Consider the following 20,479-nt stretch of genomic DNA (forward strand, 5'->3'; position numbering starts at 1 on the left):
GCCTGCGTCCAGGCTCTTTTTTTAGCTCTTTATTTCCACTGGAGCTCTGCCCCGCCGGTCCGGGTTACATTCCGACGTGAAGCGAGATCCTGGACGAGCTGCAGAAGCGCGTAGTCCTTCTGCTTTGCTTCAATCATCCCGTCAATGGGCTCGCCGATCTGCTTTAAGGCCTGCAGAAACGGAAGATTGAACTCCGGATCCACGTAATCGGCATGGCTGCGAAAGGCCTCAGACGATTTCGGCGAGGAAAGATGAACCTTCGGCCGGCTGTCGGTATGTGCCCACGTATCGATAAATCGGGGCAGCAGCTCCTCTAGACGTTCATTCTCGGAATGATTAGCCTCGAAGTGATGATAATCAAACATCATTGGGATTTTTTCCTGTTCACAGACAGCGAGCACGTCTTCTGCTGTGTAGGTTTTATCATCATTTTCCAGTGTCATCCGTGCTTTAATCTTTTCCGGCAGCTGCTTTAGATTTTCGTGAAAACGCGCTACTGCCGCTTTTTTATCCCCGTAGGCTCCCCCGACGTGCAGGTTAATCCACGCTCTTTGTTCCAGCCCCATTGCTTCAAGCATATGGTAATGGTACTCCATATCCTGCACGGCATTGGCAGTGACTTCCGGTTTGTCGCTTGTGAACAGCGTGAACTGATTCGGATGAAAGCTGGAACGGATATTGTGTTCACGCACGAGTCTGCCGATTTCTCCGTACAAATCTTTAAAAGGGGTTATATAATCCCAGGCAGCGTCGTCATGAGTAGCAAGAGGGGCAAGCGAGGAAGAAAAACGGTACAAAGGAATATCGTGGGCGATATTGTAATGAAGCATGCGGATGGTGTGCTCCAGATTTAAACGAGTGACCTCCCGCAGCTTTTCTTCTCCGCTGTGCCGGTCCATTTTTTTCCAACGCGTCAGTGTCATTGTTTTCCCCGGAGAAGCGTCCCAGAGAGCCAGAGCCTGGGAGACGTATCCGAGCCGTAAAGTGATCATACATACTGCCTCCAATTTCATTTCTCTGTTACACATACCCAAAAACTTATGGCCGTAGTCTTCAAAGCAGAAAATCCATTAAATAATCGTGACTTAATTGAACGAATATAGTAAAATAGTTTAAACGATAATGATTAAAAAGTTCAATTTAGGGGTGCGAACATGGATGAGCTGGTAAAATTAGAGAGTGTTTCAAAATATTTTGGCAAGCACGCAGCGCTTGAGCATGTGGATTTGACGATCCGACGCGGAGAAACAGTAGGATTTTTAGGCCCGAACGGTTCTGGGAAGTCTACGACGATCCGAGTGATGCTTGGCTTGCTGAAAAAAAGCGGCGGTGAAGTGAAGCTGTTTGGCAAAGATGCGTGGACCGAGGCAGTAGATATTCATAAACGGATAGCTTACGTACCCGGTGACGTAAACGTCTGGCCGAATCTAACCGGCGGCCAGGTGATCGATGTTCTTGGGAAGCTGCACGGTGATTTTAATGAAGAGAAGCGCCAGCAGCTGATTGAGCGTTTTCAGCTTGATCCGCGGAAAAAAAGTAAAACGTATTCAAAGGGTAACCGGCAGAAGCTTGCCCTTATTACAGCATTCGCCTCGGAGGCGGATTTATATATATTTGACGAGCCGACCTCGGGTCTGGATCCGTTAATGGCTTCCATCTTCCGGGAATGCGTGCGGGAGCTGCAGGAGGAAGGAAAAACGGTGCTCCTTTCAAGCCATATACTCGCAGAGGTGGAGGAGCTGTGTGACCGTGTGAGTATCATTAAAGAGGGAAAAATTATCGAAACCGGCACGCTTGAGGAGCTGCGGCATTTAACGCGTATTTCTATTACGGCGGAAACGAAGCAGCCGGTGACGTCTTTACCGGGGCGCAGCGATGTCCACCAGTGGGAAGCAGACGGGGCAAAGGTACACTTTTATGTAGATGCGGAAGGCCTTGCACCGGTCATGCAGGAGCTCGCGGGGGCAGGCGTGGTTTCATTGGAATCAAGGCCGCCGACGCTTGAAGAGATTTTTCTTCGCCATTATGAATCGAAGGCAGGGGAAGGACGATGAACATGTCAATGTTCATAGGAACGGGAAGGCTGTTTCTGGTAATGCTCCGGAAAGAAAGAGTGCGGCTGCCCATTTGGGCCGTTTCAATTTCAGTGCTGTTTCTGCTCAGTATTCTGAGCTTTCCGGAAACGTATCCCACGCAGGAAGACCGGCAGGGACGGGCCCTGCTTTTGGAAAGTCCGGCTCTGCGGGCAATGGCTGGTCCGGGGTACGGCCTTGAGAATTATACGTTCGGCGCGATGATTACGAATGAAATGTTTTTATACGTGGCGGTGGCTGTTGCATTTATGAGCATCTTCATGATCGTCCGCAACACAAGGGCAGAAGAAGAGAACGGACTTTCTGAGCTTATAAAAGCGGGCGTTGTGGGCCGGATCAGTGTAACCACTGCCGCTTTTTTGCTGATGGTGCTTGCGAATCTTTTTGTCGCTGCTGTTGTGATTTTTGGTATGCCATATACGATAGAGGGGCTCAGCTGGAACGGGTCGTTGGCGTTTGGACTTGGGGTCGCTGGCGTTGGAATTATATTCGGTGCTGTCAGTCTGTTTATGGCACAAATGAGTGAAAGTGCCGGAGCGGCAACCGGTATCAGTTCTGCATTGCTTGGACTGGCGTTTTTGCTTCGGGCCATTGGTGATGTAGCCGGGGTGGATGCATGGCGGTGGATGTCTCCAATTGGGTGGGGTCAGGCGATGCGGGCTTTTGTGGATGAGCGCTGGTGGCCGCTCGGCTTGTTTGCCGGCGGCATTGTATTACTTGCAGCGGCAGCTATGTATATAGACTACCGCCGGGACGACGCAGCCGGGGTCTTACGCGTCCAGGGCGGGAAGGCCCGGGCGGGAAGCGGATTAACGCACCTGCTTGGGCTGCAGAGCTTTTTGTTTCGATGGGTTTTTCTTAGCTGGGCAGCCGGTGCGGCGCTGTACGGAGTGGCGATGGGGGCTGTAAGTGAAGAAGCTGCTGACTTCTTTGCAGATAATCCAATTGGGGAAGAATTTCTCGTGCAGGCAGAAGGAGCTACGCTTGCCGAATCACTATTTGCCACCTATATGGCATTTCTCGCGATGCTCGCGGCGGGCTATGCTCTGCAGGTAATGACCAGAATGACCCGGGAGGAAAAGAGCGGCCGGGGAGAAATTTTGCTGGTTCAGTCTGTACCTCGTCCGCGGTGGATGCTTGATTATCTTCTCATTTCCTGCACAGGAAGTTTCATGCTGCTCGTGATCAGCGGCATCGGCGCCGGAACGCTTTACGGCTACTACACTGACAGCGCAGAAGGCGCGTGGAAGGTATTTTTCGCTGCTATCGCGCAGACGCCGGCTGTCTGGGTATTCATTGGACTGGCAGCCTTGCTGATGGGCCTGTGGCCGAAAGCTCTGTCACTCGTGTGGCTTGTGTATACGGCGTTTACCCTGATCGGGTTGATTGGACCGCTGCTTCAACTCCCGGATTGGGTGAATGACGTTTCGCCATATGCCCAAATCCCGGGCGTGCCTGCAGAGGACTGGACAGCATGGTCGACGGTAATTCTTTTCTCGGTATTCGCTGTTTTTACGGTCGTCGGAATGTATACAATTAGAAAAAGAGATTTGATCATTTAAAGAGAGGAAAGAAATGGGGAAATAAGCAGTGACATATAACAAAAAACGACGGTCTACGAGAAAAAAGGAAGATCTGGTCGAAACCGCGCACCGTCTGTTTTTGCAGGAAGGGATAAAAGTGGTCACTATTGGGCAGCTGTGCGCGGAAGCCAGTACAAGCAAAGCCACATTTTATAAATACTTTACAGACAAAGAAGGCATTTTAAGCGAAATGCTCGATGGAGTGATGCAGGAATCCAAAGCTAAGATGGAAGCACTGATTGAGCAAAGCAGAAAGCACGGGATGACCGAGGATATGCTTTTGAAGATATTTGATATGAAGGAGTACGAATCGTTTTTTCAATCGAGCTTTCTTACGGAATTAATGCAGGATTATCCGCATGTACTGTCCGATTACAGCAGCCGGGGCGAAAAAATAGTCATGCCGGTGTTCCGGGAGCTGGTGGAGGTGGCAAAAGCACAGGGGATTCTTCGGGAAAATATAAATATTGATTTTTTTATGTCGTACGCGATCTCGCTTCGGCAGATGATTGCCTACCGGATTCAGCAGGGGGAGGATGTGCAGGGCGGCATGACGCTTGAAGAATACCAGACCCATTTTTACGATTTGTTTTTGTACGGTATCGTCAAAAGATAAGCGACAAGGCTGCCGGGTCCCGGCGGCCTTTTTTTAACAGCTGATATTTGCACTGGCGGCCGGTTCACTTTTTCTGCTACAGTAAAAGACAAAATAACCAATCGTATTAAAAATGATTGGATATGTATCACAAGGAGGCGGAAACGGTGAACATAGGAGAAACGCTGCAGCGCCCGGTTTGGAAAGATGCAACACTGCTTGCCGGAAAAGACGGGGAGATCCGGGAGATCCGGCAGGTGAACATGATGGACGCGCCGGATATTGTCGATTATCTGCAGGAGGACGATCTGCTGGTGACGACCGGGTATCATTACAAAGACCGTCCCGAAGAATTGAGTTTGCTCATCGAGCGGATGGACGCTGTGGGATGCGCGGGCATTGGCCTCAAAATTGAGCGGTTTCTGCAGAAGCTGCCAGAGAGCGTGATCGAAAAAGCAGATGAACTGCAGTTTCCTATTATTGCCCTGCCGGAAGACATCGGTCTCGGGGCGATGGTTAATGATATGCTCAATGATATGCTTTCGGTACGGACAAGAGAATTGCGCGAAGCGTTAAATATTCATCAGCGGCTCACTGATCATGTTATGCATGGAAAAGGCCTGACAGCACTTCTTGAAGAAGTATGCGACTACATAGGCTTTCCAGTGCTGCTGCTGGATGCATATGACCGTTCGATCTATGCAGACGAAGAAATGAAGAGCGTACAGGCAGTGCTCGAAGCGCATCGGCGGGCAAAACAGGACTTATTTTTAAATGGCAGTACGTACAGCAGCTTTTGCGTGTGGGACACAGGGCGGACGTATACGCTGTTTCCGGTGCGAACGCACGAAAAGCGCAGCGGCTGCCTGGTAATTGGCGGCGAAATTCCTATTTATGATAACGGTCTTGTACTTATCATAGACCAGGCCGTGAACGTTATTGGATTCGAACGCATGAAACAGAGCGCCATCGCTCAATATGAACGAAGAGCCCGTGATGAATTTTTTCAAAATTTCATTAATGGAGGTTATTCATCCGACGAAGAAGCCCGAAACCGTGCGGAAGAAATGGGTCTTCCCAACAATCGTAATTACGGCTGCGCAGTCGGCATGCTTGATTCCGAGCCGCGGCTTCCAGTCACCTACACCCAGCAGCAGCGGGAAATGGATCATATGTATGAATACATTGAAGGCGAATTGGACAAATGGCGCACTCCGGCCTGGTTTTTTAAAAAAGAGCGACAGTGCGTTATTTTATGGGAAGTAGAGCAGTTGCAGACAGAAGCAGAAGAAGCTTCGATTGAAGCTCTGGAGCAGCTGCAGGAGGGAATTCAATTGTTTTTTGGGCGCTCGATCTCCTTTGGCATTGGAAATACAGCGAGATCGTTTCTTGATATTCCGGGGTCCTACAAAGAGGCAGAAAACACCCTGTATAACAGCCAGCTCACCGGGGAACGAAGCTTTATCCGCTCCTATTACACAAAAGATATCGCCCAGCTGCTCCGCCTGCTGCCTACCGAAGAACTGGCCTCGTTCAGCCACTCGGTGCTGCAAGAACTAACTGAGGGAAGCCAGGAGGACCAGGGGCTCGTGCAGACGTTATCTGTCTATCTTGAGTCGCACTGCCACGTGGCTGATACGGCAAAACGGCTCTACATTCACCGCAATACGGTGCTGTACCGCCTGGAAAAATGCGAGGAGCGTTTAGGGGTATCATTGAAAAATCCCGAAACGACGATGCGGCTGCGCTTGGCGCTAAGGGTCCAGAACGTTCTCTCCTCGGAGTAATGTAAGATAATCTGCGCAGAGGGCGTTGCTTTCTTGAAGATTATGGACAGAATAACTAAATATTTTTCAAAATTTTATATAAAACGCCTGATGAATCGTGTCCGGGCCTCCTATAAGATGGATAGTAAGATATCAATAAAAGGAGGAACACCTAATCATGGCTAACGGAACCAACGGGCTTCGGACTTTTTCATTGGGACTTCAGCATGTGCTTGCAATGTACGCCGGAGCGATACTCGTTCCGCTTATCGTAGGGCGCGCATTGGAGCTTTCAGCAGAACAACTGGCATACTTAGTAGCAATCGACCTGCTTTCCTGTGGTATAGCGACCCTGCTGCAGCTGTGGAGGGGAAAACATATCGGTATCGGGCTTCCTGTGATGCTCGGGGTATCATTTGTAGCAGTGACACCAATGATTAGTATTGGCACCAATTACGGCGTGACAGCTATTTACGGATCGATTCTAGCAGCCGGGCTGTTTGTCGTTATCTTCGCTAGATTTTTTGGAAAATTACAAAAGTTGTTCCCGCCGATTGTCCGCGGCACAGTCGTAACAATTATCGGGCTTTCGCTTATTCCTACCGGCATTAAAAATATGGCTGGCGGCGAGGGAAGCGAAAACTTCGGCTCCCTTTTCAATCTGCTTTTATCCGTTGGAGTACTTGCGGTGATTATTCTTTTATTCCGGATGTTTACCGGGTTTATGCGATCGCTCGCAGTGTTGATCGGAATTGCCGGCGGCACGGCAGCCGCAGCGGTGATGGGGCAGGTCTCCTTTGGTGAAGTGATGGAAGCCTCGTGGTTCCATTTTCCGCAGCCGCTGTACTTCGGCATGCCGACATTTGAACTTGGGCCGATTATCACGATGATCCTTGTATGCAGCGTAATCGTTGTTGAAACGACCGGCGCTTACTATGCGGTCGCGCGCATCACAGATCGTGAGCTGAACGAAGACGATTTGGTCCGGGGCTACCGCTCCGAAGGGCTCGCAGTCATTATCGGCGGCTTGTTCAACGCTTTTCCCTACAGCACTTTTGCCCAGAATGTAGGCCTGCTGGAGCTGTCAAAAGTAAAAACGAGAAACGTAATTTTCTCTGCGGCGGTGACGCTGATCGTTCTGGGCCTAATTCCGAAGGTTGCCGCTCTGGTTGTCATCATTCCAACGCCGGTGCTTGGCGGAGCGACCGTTGTGATGTTTGGCATGGTTGTCGTGGCTGGCCTGCAGATGCTCCGCGATGTCGATTTTAACGAACAGTCGAACCAGCTGGTGGTTGCCTGCTCTGTGTCGCTTGCACTGGGGGCTACAGTAGTGCCTGAGCTGTTTTCAAGCCTGCCGGAAGGGCTCGCTATTATCTTCGGGGACGGTATTATCACTGGTAGTTTAGCCGCAATTTTCATTAATCTCTTATTTAACACACAGTGGAAGGGGGAACATGTATATAATGAAGAAAAACAAAGCAAAGCTTGAAGGAGGAGTAGTGTATGCTAACTATTGAACAAGTAAACCAATTATCCCGCCGGGAATTTATCGACACTTTCGGAGGAGTGTATGAAAATTCTCCATGGGTGGCTGAAGCAGTTGAGCCAGTGAGGCCAATGGAATCTGTAGAAGACCTGCATCAGCGTATGGCAGGCGTAGTCATGACGTCCGGAGAAGAAAACCGGCGGGCCTTGATCCAGGCGCACCCTTCCCTTGGAGAACAGAAACCGATGAGTGCAGAATCCACCTCCGAGCAGGAAAGTGCGGGTTTAACGGAAATGGAAGAAGAACAGCGGGAAGATCTGCGTATATGGAACGAGCGTTATCAGGACAAATTTGGCATGCCGTTTATTATGGCGGTAAGAGGAAAAACTACAGAGGATATCCTGGAGGCAGTACGAACGCGTATGGAGCATTCCCAGGAGGAAGAAGAGCGCCAGGCTGTCCGGGAAATTCACCGAATAGCTCTTTTGCGGCTCGAGGCTATCATTGAAGGAGAACAAATGGAAACGAAAACTGAATCAAAAGATAGAGTCGGAACAGAAGAGGTCCGGACTGGAGAGCAGAGCGGCCCTTCTGCAGCACTTGCGGCGGAGCCGGCCAGCATATCGCAGACGGCCACAAGAACAGGAAGTAAAAAACGGAGAACAATGAGCTACGGCAAAGGCGATGTATTTGCCTACCGGACCTTCTCCATACCTTTCACAGATATCACGCCAATACCGGAATCTCCCTACGAAGGCACAAATAACACCATCTTTGGCTTGAATGTTTCTGTTAATATCACCGGTGAAGCCTTTCTGCCTAGTTTTACTGAAGGAGATAACAGTATGGTCATCGCCACAGATTCGATGAAAAACTTTATCCAGCGTCATCTGGGCAGCTACGAGGGCGCTACAGTGGAAGGGTTCCTGGCTTATGTAGGGGAAGCGTTTCTCGAAAAATATGATCATGTCGAAACTGCGGAAGTGTACGCCGACCATCTTCCATTTGAAAAAGTGAACGTAGACAATACGGGATACAAAAGTGGCGTAGTATTTAAGAAGTCTCGTAACGAAAATACGGCAGCGATGGTGAAAGTAGGGCGGACATCGTTTGGGGCTCCGGAAATTATCGACCAGGAGAGTTATGTAAAGGATGTCCAGCTCGTTAAAGTAGTAGACAATTCATTTGTCGGCTTTATACGGGATGAATATACGACGCTCCCCGAAGATGCCAACCGCCCGCTGTTTATTTATTTGAACATTGGCTGGATCTATGAAACGCCGGAGACGGCCTTTGGCCAGAACGGCCCGGGCTACGTAGCAGCTGAACAGGTGAAGGATATTGCAGCTGCTGTCTTCCACGAAACACAGACGGCTTCGATTCAACAGCTGATTTATTACATTGGGCGCAGAGTGCTTGAGCGGTTCCCGCAGCTTCAGGAGGTTTCCTTCGAATCACAGAACCATACGTGGGATACTGTCGTCGAAGACATTCCGGGAAGTGATGGTAAGGTTTATACGGAGCCGCGACGGCCGTATGGGTTCCAGCGCTTTTCTGTACACCGGGAAGACCTGAACCACGGGGGAGAGGAATAAATGGGACTCACTACACATGTGCTTGATCTGGCATCCGGAACCCCAGGCGCTGGTATAGCGTTAACGCTGTACCGCCTGGACGGCAGCCGGAAAATTAAAGAGGCCGAACGGGTTACCAATACAGATGGCCGGGTGGATGAACCTCTGCTGCAGGCAGATGATATTCAAACATCCGCATACGAGTTGGAATTTCAAACAGGGAACTATCTCCGGCAAAAAGGATGGACGAAGGAAGAGCCGCATTTTCTGGAAACGGTGGCTCTCCGCGTCACGCTTTCGGTGGACGAAACGTCCTATCACCTTCCGCTCCTGTTATCTCCCTACGGCTACCAGACATATAGAGGAAGCTGATCCAGAGCCAGACCAAGGAGGGAACGTATGGCTGTTCAATCTTCAAACATAATGCAGGATCAAATCGATCAGCTGCTGCAGTGGCTGTCCGGATTTGGGAAAACAGAAGACGGCGGTGTGACAAGGCTGTTATACGATGACTCATGGCAGCAGGCACAGGAAGCAGTAAAGGGAAAAATGGAGGCCATGGGCCTTGAAGCCCGCTATGATGTTGTGGGAAACGTATTTGGACGCTTTGAAGGCACAGAAACAACGGATAGGGTCATCATGACCGGCTCTCACATTGATTCGGTCGTAAACGGTGGTAAATATGACGGTGCGTACGGCGTGGCTGCTGCTGTACTGGCCGTAGAAAGGCTAAAGCAGGCCTACGGGAGACCGAAACAGAGCATTGAAATTGTATCCTTCTGTGAGGAGGAAGGCAGCCGCTTTCCGATCACGTTCTGGGGATCGGGCCATATCACTGGGAGGCTGCCAGAAGGTGAAACGGAGGCCCTAAAGGATGCAGACGGTATTTCTATCGGCCAGGCGATGCGGGCATGCGAATTTGAAGCCCCGGCATCACTTCCGCTCAAGCGTGAAGACATAGACTCCTTCATTGAGCTTCATGTAGAGCAGGGAGGCACACTGAAAAAGTCGAATGCTTCGGTGGGAGTAGTGTCAGATATTGTCGGGCAGCGCAGGTACCACATTACCGTGGAAGGAGAAAGCAATCACGCCGGAACCACTCCCATGCCGGAACGCAAGGATGCGGTAGTGTTATCAAGTGAACTGATTACAAATATTACCGCCATGGCCAGGCGGAAAGATGAAAGCATGGTGGCCACGGTAGGCAAAATGGAAATTACGCCAAATGTACCGAACGTGATCGCTTCTAAAGTCGTTTTCAGCCTGGATGTCCGTCATCACAGCAATACGCTGCTCGATGAATTTGAACGGGAGCTTGAACAACTGTATACCACCACGGGAAAATCGTTTGGCATGACAGTTTCTTCAGATTGCTGGATGGAAGTGGAGCCGGTGCCGATGAGCAAAGATGTATATGAAACGATGTACAAAGCTGCTGAAAGCCTTCATATTCCCTCCCGGCTGATGATTAGCGGGGCCGGGCACGATGCCCAGGTCATGGGCAGCTATTATCCGACCGCGATGTTGTTTGTGCCAAGCGAAGCCGGTGTAAGTCATTCGCCAAAGGAATATACCAAATCCAGTGATTTAGAGCAGGGAGTAAAAGTGCTTGAAGAAACCCTGTTTCGTTTAGCGTATTAGAAAGGAGAGTAAGTATGGACTATCATCACGAAATCCAGCCGCCGCTCCGCACGATCATGACTCCGGGCCCGGTGGAGGCAGATCCCCGAGTGCTCCGTGCCATGAGCACCCCGGTGGTCGGACAGTTTGACCCGGCTTTTACAAATATTATGAATGAAACGATGGAACTGTTGCGCCGCATCTTTCAAACCGAAAATGAATGGGCCTTTCCGGTGGACGGTACTTCCCGTTCTGGTATTGAAGCAGTGCTTGCGAGCGCGATCCACCCGGGGGACAGCGTGCTCGTGCCTATTTACGGTCGGTTCGGTTATTTATTGACCGAGATCGCCGAACGGTACGGCGCAGAGATCCACACGCTTGAAAAGGAATGGGGCACGGTCTTTTCCCCGGAAGAAATCATCGAGGAAATGGATCGAGTGCAGCCAGATATCGTCGCGATGGTGCACGGCGAAACGTCGACTGGCTGCATTCAGCCTCTTAAAGAAATCGGGCACGCCTGCCGGGCACGCGGAATCTATATTGTGGTGGATGCAGTGGCAACGATCGGTGGAGTGCCGGTTAAAACAGATGAATGGTGTCTCGATGCGGTCATCGGCGGTACGCAGAAATGCTTCAGCGTCCCGTCCGGAATGGCTCCGCTTACGTACAATGAGCGTCTCGGGCGCCGCTTTCAGGCACGTAAAAAAGTGGAGCGGGGAATTGCGACAGAAGCGGATAAACAGCCGGAGGCACCGATGATCCGGAGTAATTATTTTGATCTGAGCCAACTGCAGGACTACTGGGGCCCGCGCCGTTTGAATCACCATACCGAAGCAACGTCGATGGTTTATGCGCTTCATGAAGGCGCAAGGCTGATCGTCAACGAAGGGCTTGAGGCCCGTTTCGCCCGGCACCGCTATCACGAGGAAGCGCTGACGGCTGGTTTAAAAGCAATGGGTCTGTCGCTATTTGTAGAAGGTGAGTCGAAGCTTCCAGTCGTCACCTGCATCAACGTGCCGGAAGACATTGATGCAGATGAGGTACGCAAAATACTGCTCGGTCAGTTTGGAATTGAAATTGCTTCGTCCTTCGGACCTTTGCACGGGAAAATCTGGCGCATCGGCTCCATGGGCTATAGCTGCCGGAAGGAAAATGTCCTGGCCGTGCTCGGAGCACTCGAATCCGTGCTTTTATACGCCGGAGCCCCGGTAAACCCCGGCACTTCCCAGCAGGCAGCGCTCTCCTTTTACATGCAGAAAGAAGATACAAAAGCAGCGGCTGAAGTATAGGGGGACACTTAAGAAATGTATGATCTGCTGATTAAAAATGGAACCGTCGTCCGCCCCGGTGGGACAGAAGCAACCACAGTGGCGGTCACGGACGGAAAAATAGCAGCCCATGGCGTTTTTGATGAAGCCAAAGCACAAAGCGTAGTAGACGCTGATGGAATGCTCGTAATGCCGGGAGCGGTGGATATTCACGTTCATTTCAGTGAGCCTGGGCGGGACTGGGAAGGCTTTGAAACAGGGTCCCGGATGCTTGCAGCGGGTGGCATTACTACTTATATGGATATGCCGTTAAACGGTATTCCTTCTACAATCACCACCGAAAACGCAGAAGAAAAAGCAGCTCTCGGCCAGAAGAAATCTATTTTGGATTTTGGGCTTTGGGGCGGGCTGGTGCCTGGCGGAATAGAGCATATTCCAGCTATGGCAGCACAGGGGATACGTGCGTTTAAGGCCTTCATGTCGCCGAGCGGCAACCCGGAGTTTGAACGGGCGGATGATGAAACGCTCTTCCAGGGAATGCAGGTAATCGCGGAACACGGCGGGATACTTGGCCTTCATGCAGAAAGTGCACCGGTAGTGAGTGTGCTCAGCCGGCAGCTTGAGGAAGAGGGGCGTACGGAAGCGGATGATTATTTAGCCTCGAGGCCGGTAGAAGCAGAGCTTGAAGCAGTGCAACGTGCCCTTGTTTTTGCGAAGCAGACAGGCTGTCCGCTGCACTTCGTGCATATCAGCTCTGCTGAGGCGGTGGAGGTGATTCAACGTGCGAGAGCAGCCGGGCAGGACGTGACGCTCGAAACCTGTGCCCACTATTTGATGTTTGACCACGAAGCGCTGCGAACGCACGGGGCTGAAGCAAAATGCGCGCCGCCATTACGGGAGGCCCCGGTGCAGCAGGAACTGGTGTCCAGGTGGAAGCAGGGAGACATAGATATGGTGACCTCCGATCATTCCCCGTGTCCGGTGAAGTTGAAGGAAGGTGGACTGTGGCAAGCGTGGGGAGGTATTTCGAGTGGTCCGTACACGCTGTTAAGCGTGCTCGAGCTCACGGCGAAGCACGGCCTGCCGTGGGAACAGGCAGCAGGTTGGACCGCAGAGAAGCCCGCGGAGCGTTTTGGCCTGCATAAGAAAGGGAGCCTCGAAGAAGGGAAGGATGCAGACCTTGTGCTGGTCGATCTTCATGAAGAAACGGCAGTAGGGCGCGAAACGATGCATATGCGTCATAAACACAGCTTGTTTGAAGGACATCGTTTTCCGTACCGGATCCATTCGGTATGGCAGCGGGGCCTGGAAATTTATAACGGAAAAACTGATACATTTACAAAAAGAAAAGGAAAGTGGCTGCAGGAATAATAATCCGGCAGCCACTTTTTCAGCGCAGAAGGCGGTTAATGAATTTACGTGCTGCACGGTTGGCGGAGCGGCGCGCAAGGCGTTTTCCCAGGGAGCCGTTTTTGGCTGCCTTTACATCACCGGAAACACGGTTTGCCTTTAAAATCGTACGTGCGAGCTTTTGAAAAGCCATCTGAACACTCCTTTCCATGAAACAATCGTTGTATAGTATATATCCTTATTTGCCCAAAAGTAAGCTTCCAAATGAATGTTCATTTGGAAGCGGAAAAACTTATTTCAACAGCCACTCGTGATCCGGGTCATTATGGAACTTCCACTTGCGCACCGGTCCGGCCATTACATTCAAATAATAAGCCTGGTAGCCTGCCGGAGCCGCCACCGGGTGGTAGCCTTTGGGCACCATCACGACATCGTTGCTGTTTACTACCATCGTTTCATCAAGGTCCCTCGGATCATCGTAAACGCGATGAATCAGGAATCCGCCTTGTTCGGGGTCCACTTTATGAAAATACGTTTCTTCGAGATAGGACTCGTGCGGAAGGTTTTCAGTATCGTGTTTGTGTGGCGGGTAGCTCGACCAGTTCCCTTCCGGCGTATATACCTCCACCACCAGCACGCTCTCGGCTTCTTCAGAGTCCGGAAGGATATTATGCACTCTCCGGGACATCGAGCCGGAGCCGCGGTCTTCTGTTCCTACATCATCCGGGCCGATCAGGCGGGCGTTATACTTTCCGGTTGCCGGGGCCTTACAGACGGCGAGTTCAATATCTGTATTCGCCTTTACTTCAAAGCGGTCCTTAGCCGGGACATATACCGAATACGGCGGAATTTTTTCGAACACGCTCATGCGTTTTCCAAGATTTTCAAAGGAGTCATTGTTAGTCTGGACGTCTGCCTTACCGCTCAAAAGCACGAGGCATGCTTCGTTATCGCCAGTGTCAGCCTGAATGCTTTCACCCTCCTGCACACGGTATACCTGGAAGCCGACATATTTCCAGCCGGCGCTTTCCGGGGTGACGTCGTGAATTTTTTGTGCAGTGATGTCTGGTTTTACAACTAAATTTGGCATACATAAACTTCCTTTCTAAGAGATTTCAATTGTTTCGGATTCTACATCAGCAATATATACGGTTTTCTTTTCTTTCCAGGCCTGTGCTGCAGCCAGGGCAGCCGTCTGGGCGGCAATGCCGTCATCACCGGTGCACACAGCCGGAGTGCCGGACTGCACGGATTCAGTAAACATCGCAATCTCGCGCTCGAACGCTGTCTGATACCGTTCCAGAAAAAAGTGCACCGGCTTTTCCGATTTAATAAAATCGTCCTGCCACCATTCCACTTGATGGGTCGGCTGGTTTGGCACCGTGGCTGCCCCATTGGAGCCAAACAGCTCAAGACGCTGGTCATAGCCGTAGACCGCGCGCCGGCTGTTTTCAATCACGCCGACGGCCCCGCTCTCAAACGTTAAAGAAATAACAGCCGTATCAATGTCACCGTAATCATTGAACCGTTTGTCGATCAGCGCACCGCCGTGCACGGAAATCGCTGCAATATTTTCTCCCATAATATAGCGTGCCATATCAAAGTCGTGAATGGTCATATCCACGAACAACCCACCGGATGTTGCCACATATTCCATTGGAGGCGGGGAAGGATCGCGTGAAATGATCTGCAGCATTTCAGGCGTGCCAACCTGGCCGTTAAGCCGCATCATCCGCACCTGCTGGAAGGAAGGGTCAAAACGGCGGTTGAAGCCAATCTGAAACACGAGCCCTGCTTCTTTGGCCGCCTTGACGACCCGGCGTGATTCTTTAATGTCAAAGCTGATTGGCTTTTCGCAAAAAATGTGTTTCTTGTTTTGAATGGCCTTATCAATCAGAGAAATATGCTCTGAGGTGGCAGCGCATATGAGAACGGCATCAATTTCAGGGTCATGAAGAATATCCTCGGCACTGGAAGTTACATATTGCGGAGAGAAAGCCTGCTCGATCGTTTCTAGAGCAGAGGCGTTGATATCTGCGACTGCCCGGAGGACAGTGGCAGGAAGGAGGTGAAGATTTTCAATGTGCAGCCGGCCGATGCGGCCGGCGCCGATAACACCTATATTAACCATATGCGGGGCCCCCATAAAATGTAGTTTGAAGAAAGCGCTTAACTTTAATGTGAATTATACATTAATGAATCGCTTACATCAATCAAAGAATGAGATTTCTCAGAAAACATATAGCAGTCGTATGCCTCTAAATGTAAATTAAAGAAAAATCAAAAAAATACTTTACATCTGAATGCGCTTTCTTTAGAATCAAACGTATAGAGTAGGAAAGCGCTTAACCATAAATCGATTAAAACAACGAAGGGTGGTTATGTTTTAATGGAATTTCCAAAAAACCGTTCAAGGGATCTGGTTGGCATGGGCCGGCTGACGATTGACATGAACGCGAACGAAATCAACCGTCCGATGGAAGAAACGCGGACGTTTACGAAATATGTGGGAGGCTCTCCGGCCAACATTACGATTGGAGCCTCGAGACTGGGTCTTAGCACCGGCTTCATCGGCAAGGTAGCAGACGATCAGATGGGTAATTTTATTCGCAGCTACTTTGAAAAAAACAACATTAATACGGAAAATGTAAAAACAGACAATACGGGGGCGGTCACCGGGCTTGCCTTCACGGAAATCATCAGTCCGGAGGACTGCAGCATACTACTGTACAGAGACAACGTGGCGGACTTGAAAATCAGTCCGCTCGAAATTTCCGAGGAATACATTAAAAATACATCCGCGGTCATGTTTTCCGGTACGGCGCTTGCTGCGAGCCCTTCCCGGGAAGCGGTCTTCCTGGCGGCAGAATATGCGCACAAGCACGGAACGAAGGTGCTGTTTGATATTGACTTTCGCCCGGCAACGTGGAAATCCAAGGAAGAAACCGCCACGTACTACAACCTGCTGGCTGAAAAAAGCCATCTAATTATTGGCACAAGAGACGAGTTCAATATGATGGAAAATATGGAGTCCGAAATGGACGGCAGCGACGATAAGACCGCTGCAAAATGGTTTAACCATTCGGCAGAAATTGTGCTGATTAAACACGGGGCCGAAGGTTCATTTGCCTACACGAAGGACGGAGACTATTTCACCGGGAAAACCTTTGAAACCGAAGTGCTGAAAACGTTCGGGGCCGGAGATGCCTACGCCTCCTCCTTTGTTTACGGTCTGATGCAGGGGTGGGAAGTTAATCGGGCGATGGATTTTGGCGGAGCGTCCGCAGCCATTGTCATTTCCCGGCACAGCTGCTCAGAAGCAATGCCGAACGCAGAAGAAGTACAGAAATTTATTGATGAAAGTGTGAGAAAAGGCACCATAAAGTCTTAAGAAGGCAGGGTGCTCAGGTATAATCATATGAAATACTTCAAAAAGCAATTCTACAATCCGTTTATATAGAAAGGACGATGAAGATATGCAGGAACAAGCAGTAACGACCTTAAAAAATTTTATCGGCGGCGAATGGGTGACCTCCCGGTCCGCCACCGACCAGGTGTACAATCCGGCCACCAGTGAGGTGATCGCCCGCGTCCCGCTTTCCTCGAAGGACGAAGTGAACGAGGCCGTGGAGGCGTCGAAAGCGGCGTACCGCGACTGGTCGACCAAGCCCGTGCCGCAGCGCGCCCGTATCCTGTTTGCCTACCAGCAGCTGCTCGTGAGCCACTGGGACGAGCTCGCCGAGATCATTACGCTCGAAAACGGCAAAAACCTGAAGGAGGCCAAAGGCGAAGTGCAGCGCGGCATCGAATGCGTGGAATTTGCCGCCGGGGCCCCGACGCTCATGATGGGCGACCAGCTCCCGGACATTGCGACGAACATCGAGTCCGGGATGTACCGCTACCCGATCGGCGTCGTCGGCGGGATCACCCCGTTCAACTTCCCGATGATGGTGCCGTGCTGGATGTTTCCGCTCGCGATCGCCTGCGGCAACACGTTCGTGCTGAAGCCGTCCGAGCGGACGCCGATGCTCGCGAACCGGCTCGCCGAGCTGTTCGAGGAAGCGGGCCTCCCGAAGGGCGTCCTGTCCGTGGTGCACGGCGCGCATGACGTCGTGAACGGCCTGCTCGAGCACGGGGACGTGCCGGCGATTTCCTTTGTCGGCTCCCAGCCGGTCGCGGACTACGTGTACAAAACCGGGACGGCGCACGGCAAACGCGTGCAGGCGCTCGCCGGGGCGAAAAACCATACGCTCGTGATGGAGGACGCGGACCTCGATAACGCGGCCTGGCAGATTTTAAACGCCGCCTTCGGCTCCGCCGGCGAACGGTGCATGGCCGCCTCCGTGGTGGCGGTGCAGGAGAGCGTCGCCGACGAGCTGGTGGCCAAGATCCAGGCGTATGCCGACGACGTCACCATCGGCAACGGCCGCGAGAAGGACGTGTTCCTCGGGCCGGTGATCCGCGAGGGGCACCTCGAGAAAACGAAGGCCTACATCGACAAAGGCGTCGAGGAAGGCGCGACGCTCGTGCGCGACGGCCGCGAGGACGAGGTGGCCCGGGAGGGCTACTTTATCGGCCCGACGATCTTTGACCACGTGCAGCAGACGATGACCATCTGGCAGGACGAGCTGTTTGCGCCGGTCCTGTCCATCGTGCGGGTGCCGGACCTGACCGCCGGCATCGCGTGGGCGAACGAGTCCCGCTTTGCGAACGGCGCGTGCCTGTTCACAAGCTCCGGGCACCACGTCCGCGAATTCCGGGAGACGATCGATGCCGGGATGCTCGGGGTCAACGTGGGGGTGCCGGCGCCGATGGCGTTCTTCCCGTTTTCGGGCTGGAAGGATTCCTTTTACGGCGACCTGCATGCGAACGGCAAGGACGGCGTGGAGTTCTACACCCGCAAGAAAATGGTGACCGCCCGCTGGTAATCGCACAGCTTCAGCCCAATAGCACAACCCCAGGACTGTCTTCTCTTTCCTTTCTATTCTGAGAGAAGAGAAGGCAGTTTTTTCTTCTATAAAACGACAACAGGAAGGGGATTTTTATGCCCGTATTAACAACAGCACAGGCAATCGTACGTTTTCTGGAGCAGCAGTATATTGAATGGGACGGCGAAGAAATTCCGTTTGTAGATGGAATGTTTACAATATTTGGTCACGGCAACGTTCTCGGTCTCGGCCAGGCTCTATCTGAAGCAAAACGGCTCCGGGTCTACCAGGGAAAAAATGAGCAGGGCATGGGACATGCAGCAATATCATATGCTAAGCAGAATAATCGCAAACGTATCATTGCCTGCACGTCTTCTGTAGGACCTGGCTCTGCCAACATGGTAACAGCAGCGAGCGTAGCGACGGTAAACAACATCCCTCTGCTCCTTTTTCCGGGAGACATCTTCGCAAGCCGCCAGCCGGACCCGGTACTGCAGCAGGTGGAACAGCCTCATGACTTAACGCTTTCCACTAACGACGCGTTCCGCCCGGTAAGTAAGTTCTGGGATCGTATTACACGACCTGAGCAGCTGATGAGCTCCTTGATTCAGGCGATGCGTGTGCTGACAAATCCGGCAGACACCGGGGCAGTTACTGTGTCCGTGCCACAGGACGTTCAGGGGGAGGCCTATGACTTTCCGGAATCATTTTTCCAGAAGCGTGTTCACCGCATCTCGAGAAAAGTGCCGGATGAGCGTTCGGTAAAGGAAGCAGCGGCTTTAATCCGGAGCAAAAAGCGTCCGTTCATCATTTGCGGCGGGGGTGTCCGCTATTCCGAGGCAGGAGAAAGCCTGAAAAAAATGGCCGAGGCCTGGAACGTGCCGATTGCAGAAACGCAGGCCGGCAAAAGCGCGGTGGAAAGCACGCATGAATGGAATGTCGGAGGTCTTGGTGTAACCGGTAACCTGGCAGCGAACACGCTCGCTCCGAAGGCGGACGTCATTATTGCAGTAGGCACACGCCTGGCTGACTTTACGACCTCCTCGAAGCAGTTGTTCCGGGATGAAAATGTCGAATTTATTTCAATCAACGTATCGGAATTTCACGGAATAAAAATGGATGCCTCGCCGTTAATCGGTGACGCGCAGGCTGTAATCGATGCTCTTGTAAATGAGACCGGGGGCTACACGTCTGAATTTAAAAACGAGACCGAAGAGGCGAAGGCCGCGTGGGCCAAAGAAAAAGAACGCCTTTATTCTGTGCGCTATACGGAAGAAGGCTTTACGCCAGAAATTGCCGGTCATCTTGACGAGGAGCTGCAGGAGTACCGTAAAGTGCTGGGCACGGACCTGGCCCAGACAACCGCGCTCGGCGTTGTGAACCGGGAGATCGATGAAGACGCTGTAGCCGTTGGAGCGGCCGGAAGCCTGCCTGGTGACATGCAGCGCCTGTGGGAGTCGAGCCAGAAGTACCGGTACAACATGGAGTACGGCTATTCCTGCATGGGCTATGAAATTTCCGGAGCGTTCGGGGCCAAGCTCGCAGAGCCCGATAAAGAAGTATACGCCATGGTCGGAGACGGCAGCTTTTTGATGCTGCACTCGGAAATGATTACAAGCGTGCAGGAAAACAAAAAGATTAACGTGATGCTGTTTGATAATTCCGGCTACGGCTGTATTAACAACCTGCAGATGGGCAATGGCATGCAGAGCATCGGAACCGAATTCCGTCATCGGGATGAAACAGAGGATGAAATGTGCGGAAGCGTCATGCACATTGACTATGCCAAGGTAGCTGAAGGCTACGGCTTGAAAACGTACCGGGTGACGACAGAGGAAGGATTGAAAGAAGCTATTGCTGATGCGAAAAAGCAAACAATGTCTACGCTGATTGACGTAAAGGTACTGCCGAAAACAATGACCGGGGATTATGAATCCTGGTGGCACGTCGGCGTTTCGGAAGTTTCTGAACGAGAAAGTGTACGGGAAGCTTTTGAAGATAAAGAAAAGCAGCTGCAGCAGGCCCGCAAATATTAGATGGTTAAAAGCGCTCAAATCCCTGGCTTTGAGCGCTTTTTCGTATAGAAAGCCAGCTTTTTGATAAATCGCTTACATTTTTTCCGTTTACCCCTTGAATTACCCGAAAGGAAACGATAGTATAAACATAAGTTAAGCGCTTACTCAAAAACAATTATAATAACCATAAATAATAGTGCA

Annotated in this window: 17 protein-coding genes; 13 read left to right on the forward strand and 4 right to left on the reverse strand. The window is 51.5% G+C overall.

What is annotated here, in order from left to right:
• Nucleotides 1-29: 29 nt before the first annotated feature.
• The gene (gene uvsE, locus B5066_RS03690) at nucleotides 30-989 is read right to left on the reverse strand and encodes a UV DNA damage repair endonuclease UvsE (protein WP_079475051.1); all 960 of its coding nucleotides are present in this window, start codon (nucleotides 987-989) and stop codon (nucleotides 30-32) included.
• Nucleotides 990-1,154: 165 nt separating this feature from the next.
• On the opposite strand from uvsE, the gene B5066_RS03695 reads away from it, so the two are divergent.
• The 10 genes from B5066_RS03695 (at nucleotide 1,155) to allB (ending at nucleotide 13,356) form a co-directional block, all read left to right on the forward strand.
• Nucleotides 1,155-2,054, forward strand: coding sequence for an ABC transporter ATP-binding protein (locus B5066_RS03695; RefSeq protein WP_079474608.1), 900 nt, complete (start codon nucleotides 1,155-1,157; stop codon nucleotides 2,052-2,054).
• Nucleotides 2,051-3,655 carry an ABC transporter permease gene (locus B5066_RS03700; RefSeq protein WP_079474609.1) on the forward strand — a complete coding sequence of 535 codons (1,605 nt, stop codon included), beginning with the start codon at nucleotides 2,051-2,053 and terminating at the stop codon, nucleotides 3,653-3,655. The genes B5066_RS03695 and B5066_RS03700 overlap by 4 nt, the downstream gene beginning before the upstream one ends.
• 28 nt (nucleotides 3,656-3,683) lie before the next feature.
• Nucleotides 3,684-4,292, forward strand: coding sequence for a TetR/AcrR family transcriptional regulator (locus B5066_RS03705; RefSeq protein ID WP_079474610.1), 609 nt, complete (start codon nucleotides 3,684-3,686; stop codon nucleotides 4,290-4,292).
• A 146-nt stretch (nucleotides 4,293-4,438) separates the two neighbouring features.
• Entirely contained in the window at nucleotides 4,439-6,058 is a 1,620-nt protein-coding gene (locus B5066_RS03710) for a PucR family transcriptional regulator (RefSeq protein ID WP_158219089.1), read from the forward strand.
• A 157-nt stretch (nucleotides 6,059-6,215) separates the two neighbouring features.
• A complete protein-coding gene (locus B5066_RS03715; RefSeq protein WP_079474612.1) occupies nucleotides 6,216-7,526 on the forward strand; it encodes a nucleobase:cation symporter-2 family protein in 1,311 nt (436 codons plus the stop codon).
• A gap of 14 nt (nucleotides 7,527-7,540) precedes the next feature.
• Entirely contained in the window at nucleotides 7,541-9,118 is a 1,578-nt protein-coding gene (gene pucL / locus B5066_RS03720; RefSeq protein WP_079474613.1) for a factor-independent urate hydroxylase, read from the forward strand.
• Nucleotides 9,119-9,469, forward strand: a complete 351-nt coding sequence (gene uraH / locus B5066_RS03725; protein ID WP_079474614.1) for a hydroxyisourate hydrolase — start codon at nucleotides 9,119-9,121, stop codon at nucleotides 9,467-9,469.
• 27 nt (nucleotides 9,470-9,496) lie between these two features.
• A complete protein-coding gene (gene allC, locus B5066_RS03730) occupies nucleotides 9,497-10,738 on the forward strand; it encodes an allantoate deiminase (RefSeq protein ID WP_079474615.1) in 1,242 nt (413 codons plus the stop codon).
• 14 nt (nucleotides 10,739-10,752) lie between these two features.
• Complete coding sequence (locus tag B5066_RS03735; RefSeq protein ID WP_079474616.1) at nucleotides 10,753-12,006, forward strand: pyridoxal-phosphate-dependent aminotransferase family protein; 1,254 nt, start codon at nucleotides 10,753-10,755, stop codon at nucleotides 12,004-12,006.
• 15 nt (nucleotides 12,007-12,021) lie between these two features.
• Nucleotides 12,022-13,356: an allantoinase AllB gene (allB, locus tag B5066_RS03740; protein WP_079474617.1), complete on the forward strand. Its 1,335-nt coding sequence runs from the start codon at nucleotides 12,022-12,024 to the stop codon at nucleotides 13,354-13,356.
• A gap of 19 nt (nucleotides 13,357-13,375) precedes the next feature.
• Here the strand turns inward: allB and B5066_RS16665 are convergent, their stop codons facing one another.
• The 3 genes from B5066_RS16665 to iolG form a co-directional block, all read right to left on the reverse strand.
• The gene (locus B5066_RS16665) at nucleotides 13,376-13,528 is read right to left on the reverse strand and encodes a hypothetical protein (RefSeq protein ID WP_179124021.1); all 153 of its coding nucleotides are present in this window, start codon (nucleotides 13,526-13,528) and stop codon (nucleotides 13,376-13,378) included.
• Between the two features lie 99 nt (nucleotides 13,529-13,627).
• On the reverse strand, nucleotides 13,628-14,425 hold the full coding sequence (gene iolB / locus B5066_RS03745; RefSeq protein WP_079474618.1) for a 5-deoxy-glucuronate isomerase: 798 nt from the start codon (nucleotides 14,423-14,425) through the stop codon (nucleotides 13,628-13,630).
• Between the two features lie 15 nt (nucleotides 14,426-14,440).
• Nucleotides 14,441-15,466, reverse strand: coding sequence for an inositol 2-dehydrogenase (gene iolG, locus B5066_RS03750; protein WP_079474619.1), 1,026 nt, complete (start codon nucleotides 15,464-15,466; stop codon nucleotides 14,441-14,443).
• 258 nt (nucleotides 15,467-15,724) lie between these two features.
• Here iolG and iolC point away from each other — a divergent pair, with 258 nt between their 5' ends.
• From iolC to iolD, 3 genes are all read left to right on the forward strand, one after another.
• Entirely contained in the window at nucleotides 15,725-16,726 is a 1,002-nt protein-coding gene (gene iolC / locus B5066_RS03755) for a 5-dehydro-2-deoxygluconokinase (RefSeq protein ID WP_079474620.1), read from the forward strand.
• Between the two features lie 85 nt (nucleotides 16,727-16,811).
• Nucleotides 16,812-18,263, forward strand: a complete 1,452-nt coding sequence (locus B5066_RS03760; RefSeq protein WP_079474621.1) for a CoA-acylating methylmalonate-semialdehyde dehydrogenase — start codon at nucleotides 16,812-16,814, stop codon at nucleotides 18,261-18,263.
• 116 nt (nucleotides 18,264-18,379) lie between these two features.
• Nucleotides 18,380-20,299, forward strand: coding sequence for a 3D-(3,5/4)-trihydroxycyclohexane-1,2-dione acylhydrolase (decyclizing) (gene iolD, locus B5066_RS03765; RefSeq protein WP_079474622.1), 1,920 nt, complete (start codon nucleotides 18,380-18,382; stop codon nucleotides 20,297-20,299).
• The last annotated feature ends 180 nt before the right edge of the window (nucleotides 20,300-20,479 follow it).

It is taken from the genome of Marinococcus halophilus (assembly GCF_900166605.1).
Lineage (GTDB): Bacteria > Bacillota > Bacilli > Bacillales > Marinococcaceae > Marinococcus > Marinococcus halophilus.

Bases quoted from the DNA above. Each gene is read 5' to 3' on its own strand.
- B5066_RS03695 (WP_079474608.1), top strand. From the start codon at position 1,155: ATGGATGAGCTGGTAAAATTAGAGAGTGTTTCAAAATATTTTGGCAAG.
- B5066_RS03700 (WP_079474609.1), top strand. From the start codon at position 2,051: ATGAACATGTCAATGTTCATAGGAACGGGAAGGCTGTTTCTGGTAATG.
- B5066_RS03715 (WP_079474612.1), top strand. From the start codon at position 6,216: ATGGCTAACGGAACCAACGGGCTTCGGACTTTTTCATTGGGACTTCAG.
- pucL (WP_079474613.1), top strand. From the start codon at position 7,541: ATGCTAACTATTGAACAAGTAAACCAATTATCCCGCCGGGAATTTATC.
- uraH (WP_079474614.1), top strand. From the start codon at position 9,119: ATGGGACTCACTACACATGTGCTTGATCTGGCATCCGGAACCCCAGGC.
- allC (WP_079474615.1), top strand. From the start codon at position 9,497: ATGGCTGTTCAATCTTCAAACATAATGCAGGATCAAATCGATCAGCTG.
- B5066_RS03735 (WP_079474616.1), top strand. From the start codon at position 10,753: ATGGACTATCATCACGAAATCCAGCCGCCGCTCCGCACGATCATGACT.
- allB (WP_079474617.1), top strand. From the start codon at position 12,022: ATGTATGATCTGCTGATTAAAAATGGAACCGTCGTCCGCCCCGGTGGG.
- B5066_RS16665 (WP_179124021.1), bottom strand. From the start codon at position 13,528: ATGGCTTTTCAAAAGCTCGCACGTACGATTTTAAAGGCAAACCGTGTT.
- iolB (WP_079474618.1), bottom strand. From the start codon at position 14,425: ATGCCAAATTTAGTTGTAAAACCAGACATCACTGCACAAAAAATTCAC.
- iolG (WP_079474619.1), bottom strand. From the start codon at position 15,466: ATGGTTAATATAGGTGTTATCGGCGCCGGCCGCATCGGCCGGCTGCAC.
- iolC (WP_079474620.1), top strand. From the start codon at position 15,725: ATGGAATTTCCAAAAAACCGTTCAAGGGATCTGGTTGGCATGGGCCGG.
- B5066_RS03760 (WP_079474621.1), top strand. From the start codon at position 16,812: ATGCAGGAACAAGCAGTAACGACCTTAAAAAATTTTATCGGCGGCGAA.
- iolD (WP_079474622.1), top strand. From the start codon at position 18,380: ATGCCCGTATTAACAACAGCACAGGCAATCGTACGTTTTCTGGAGCAG.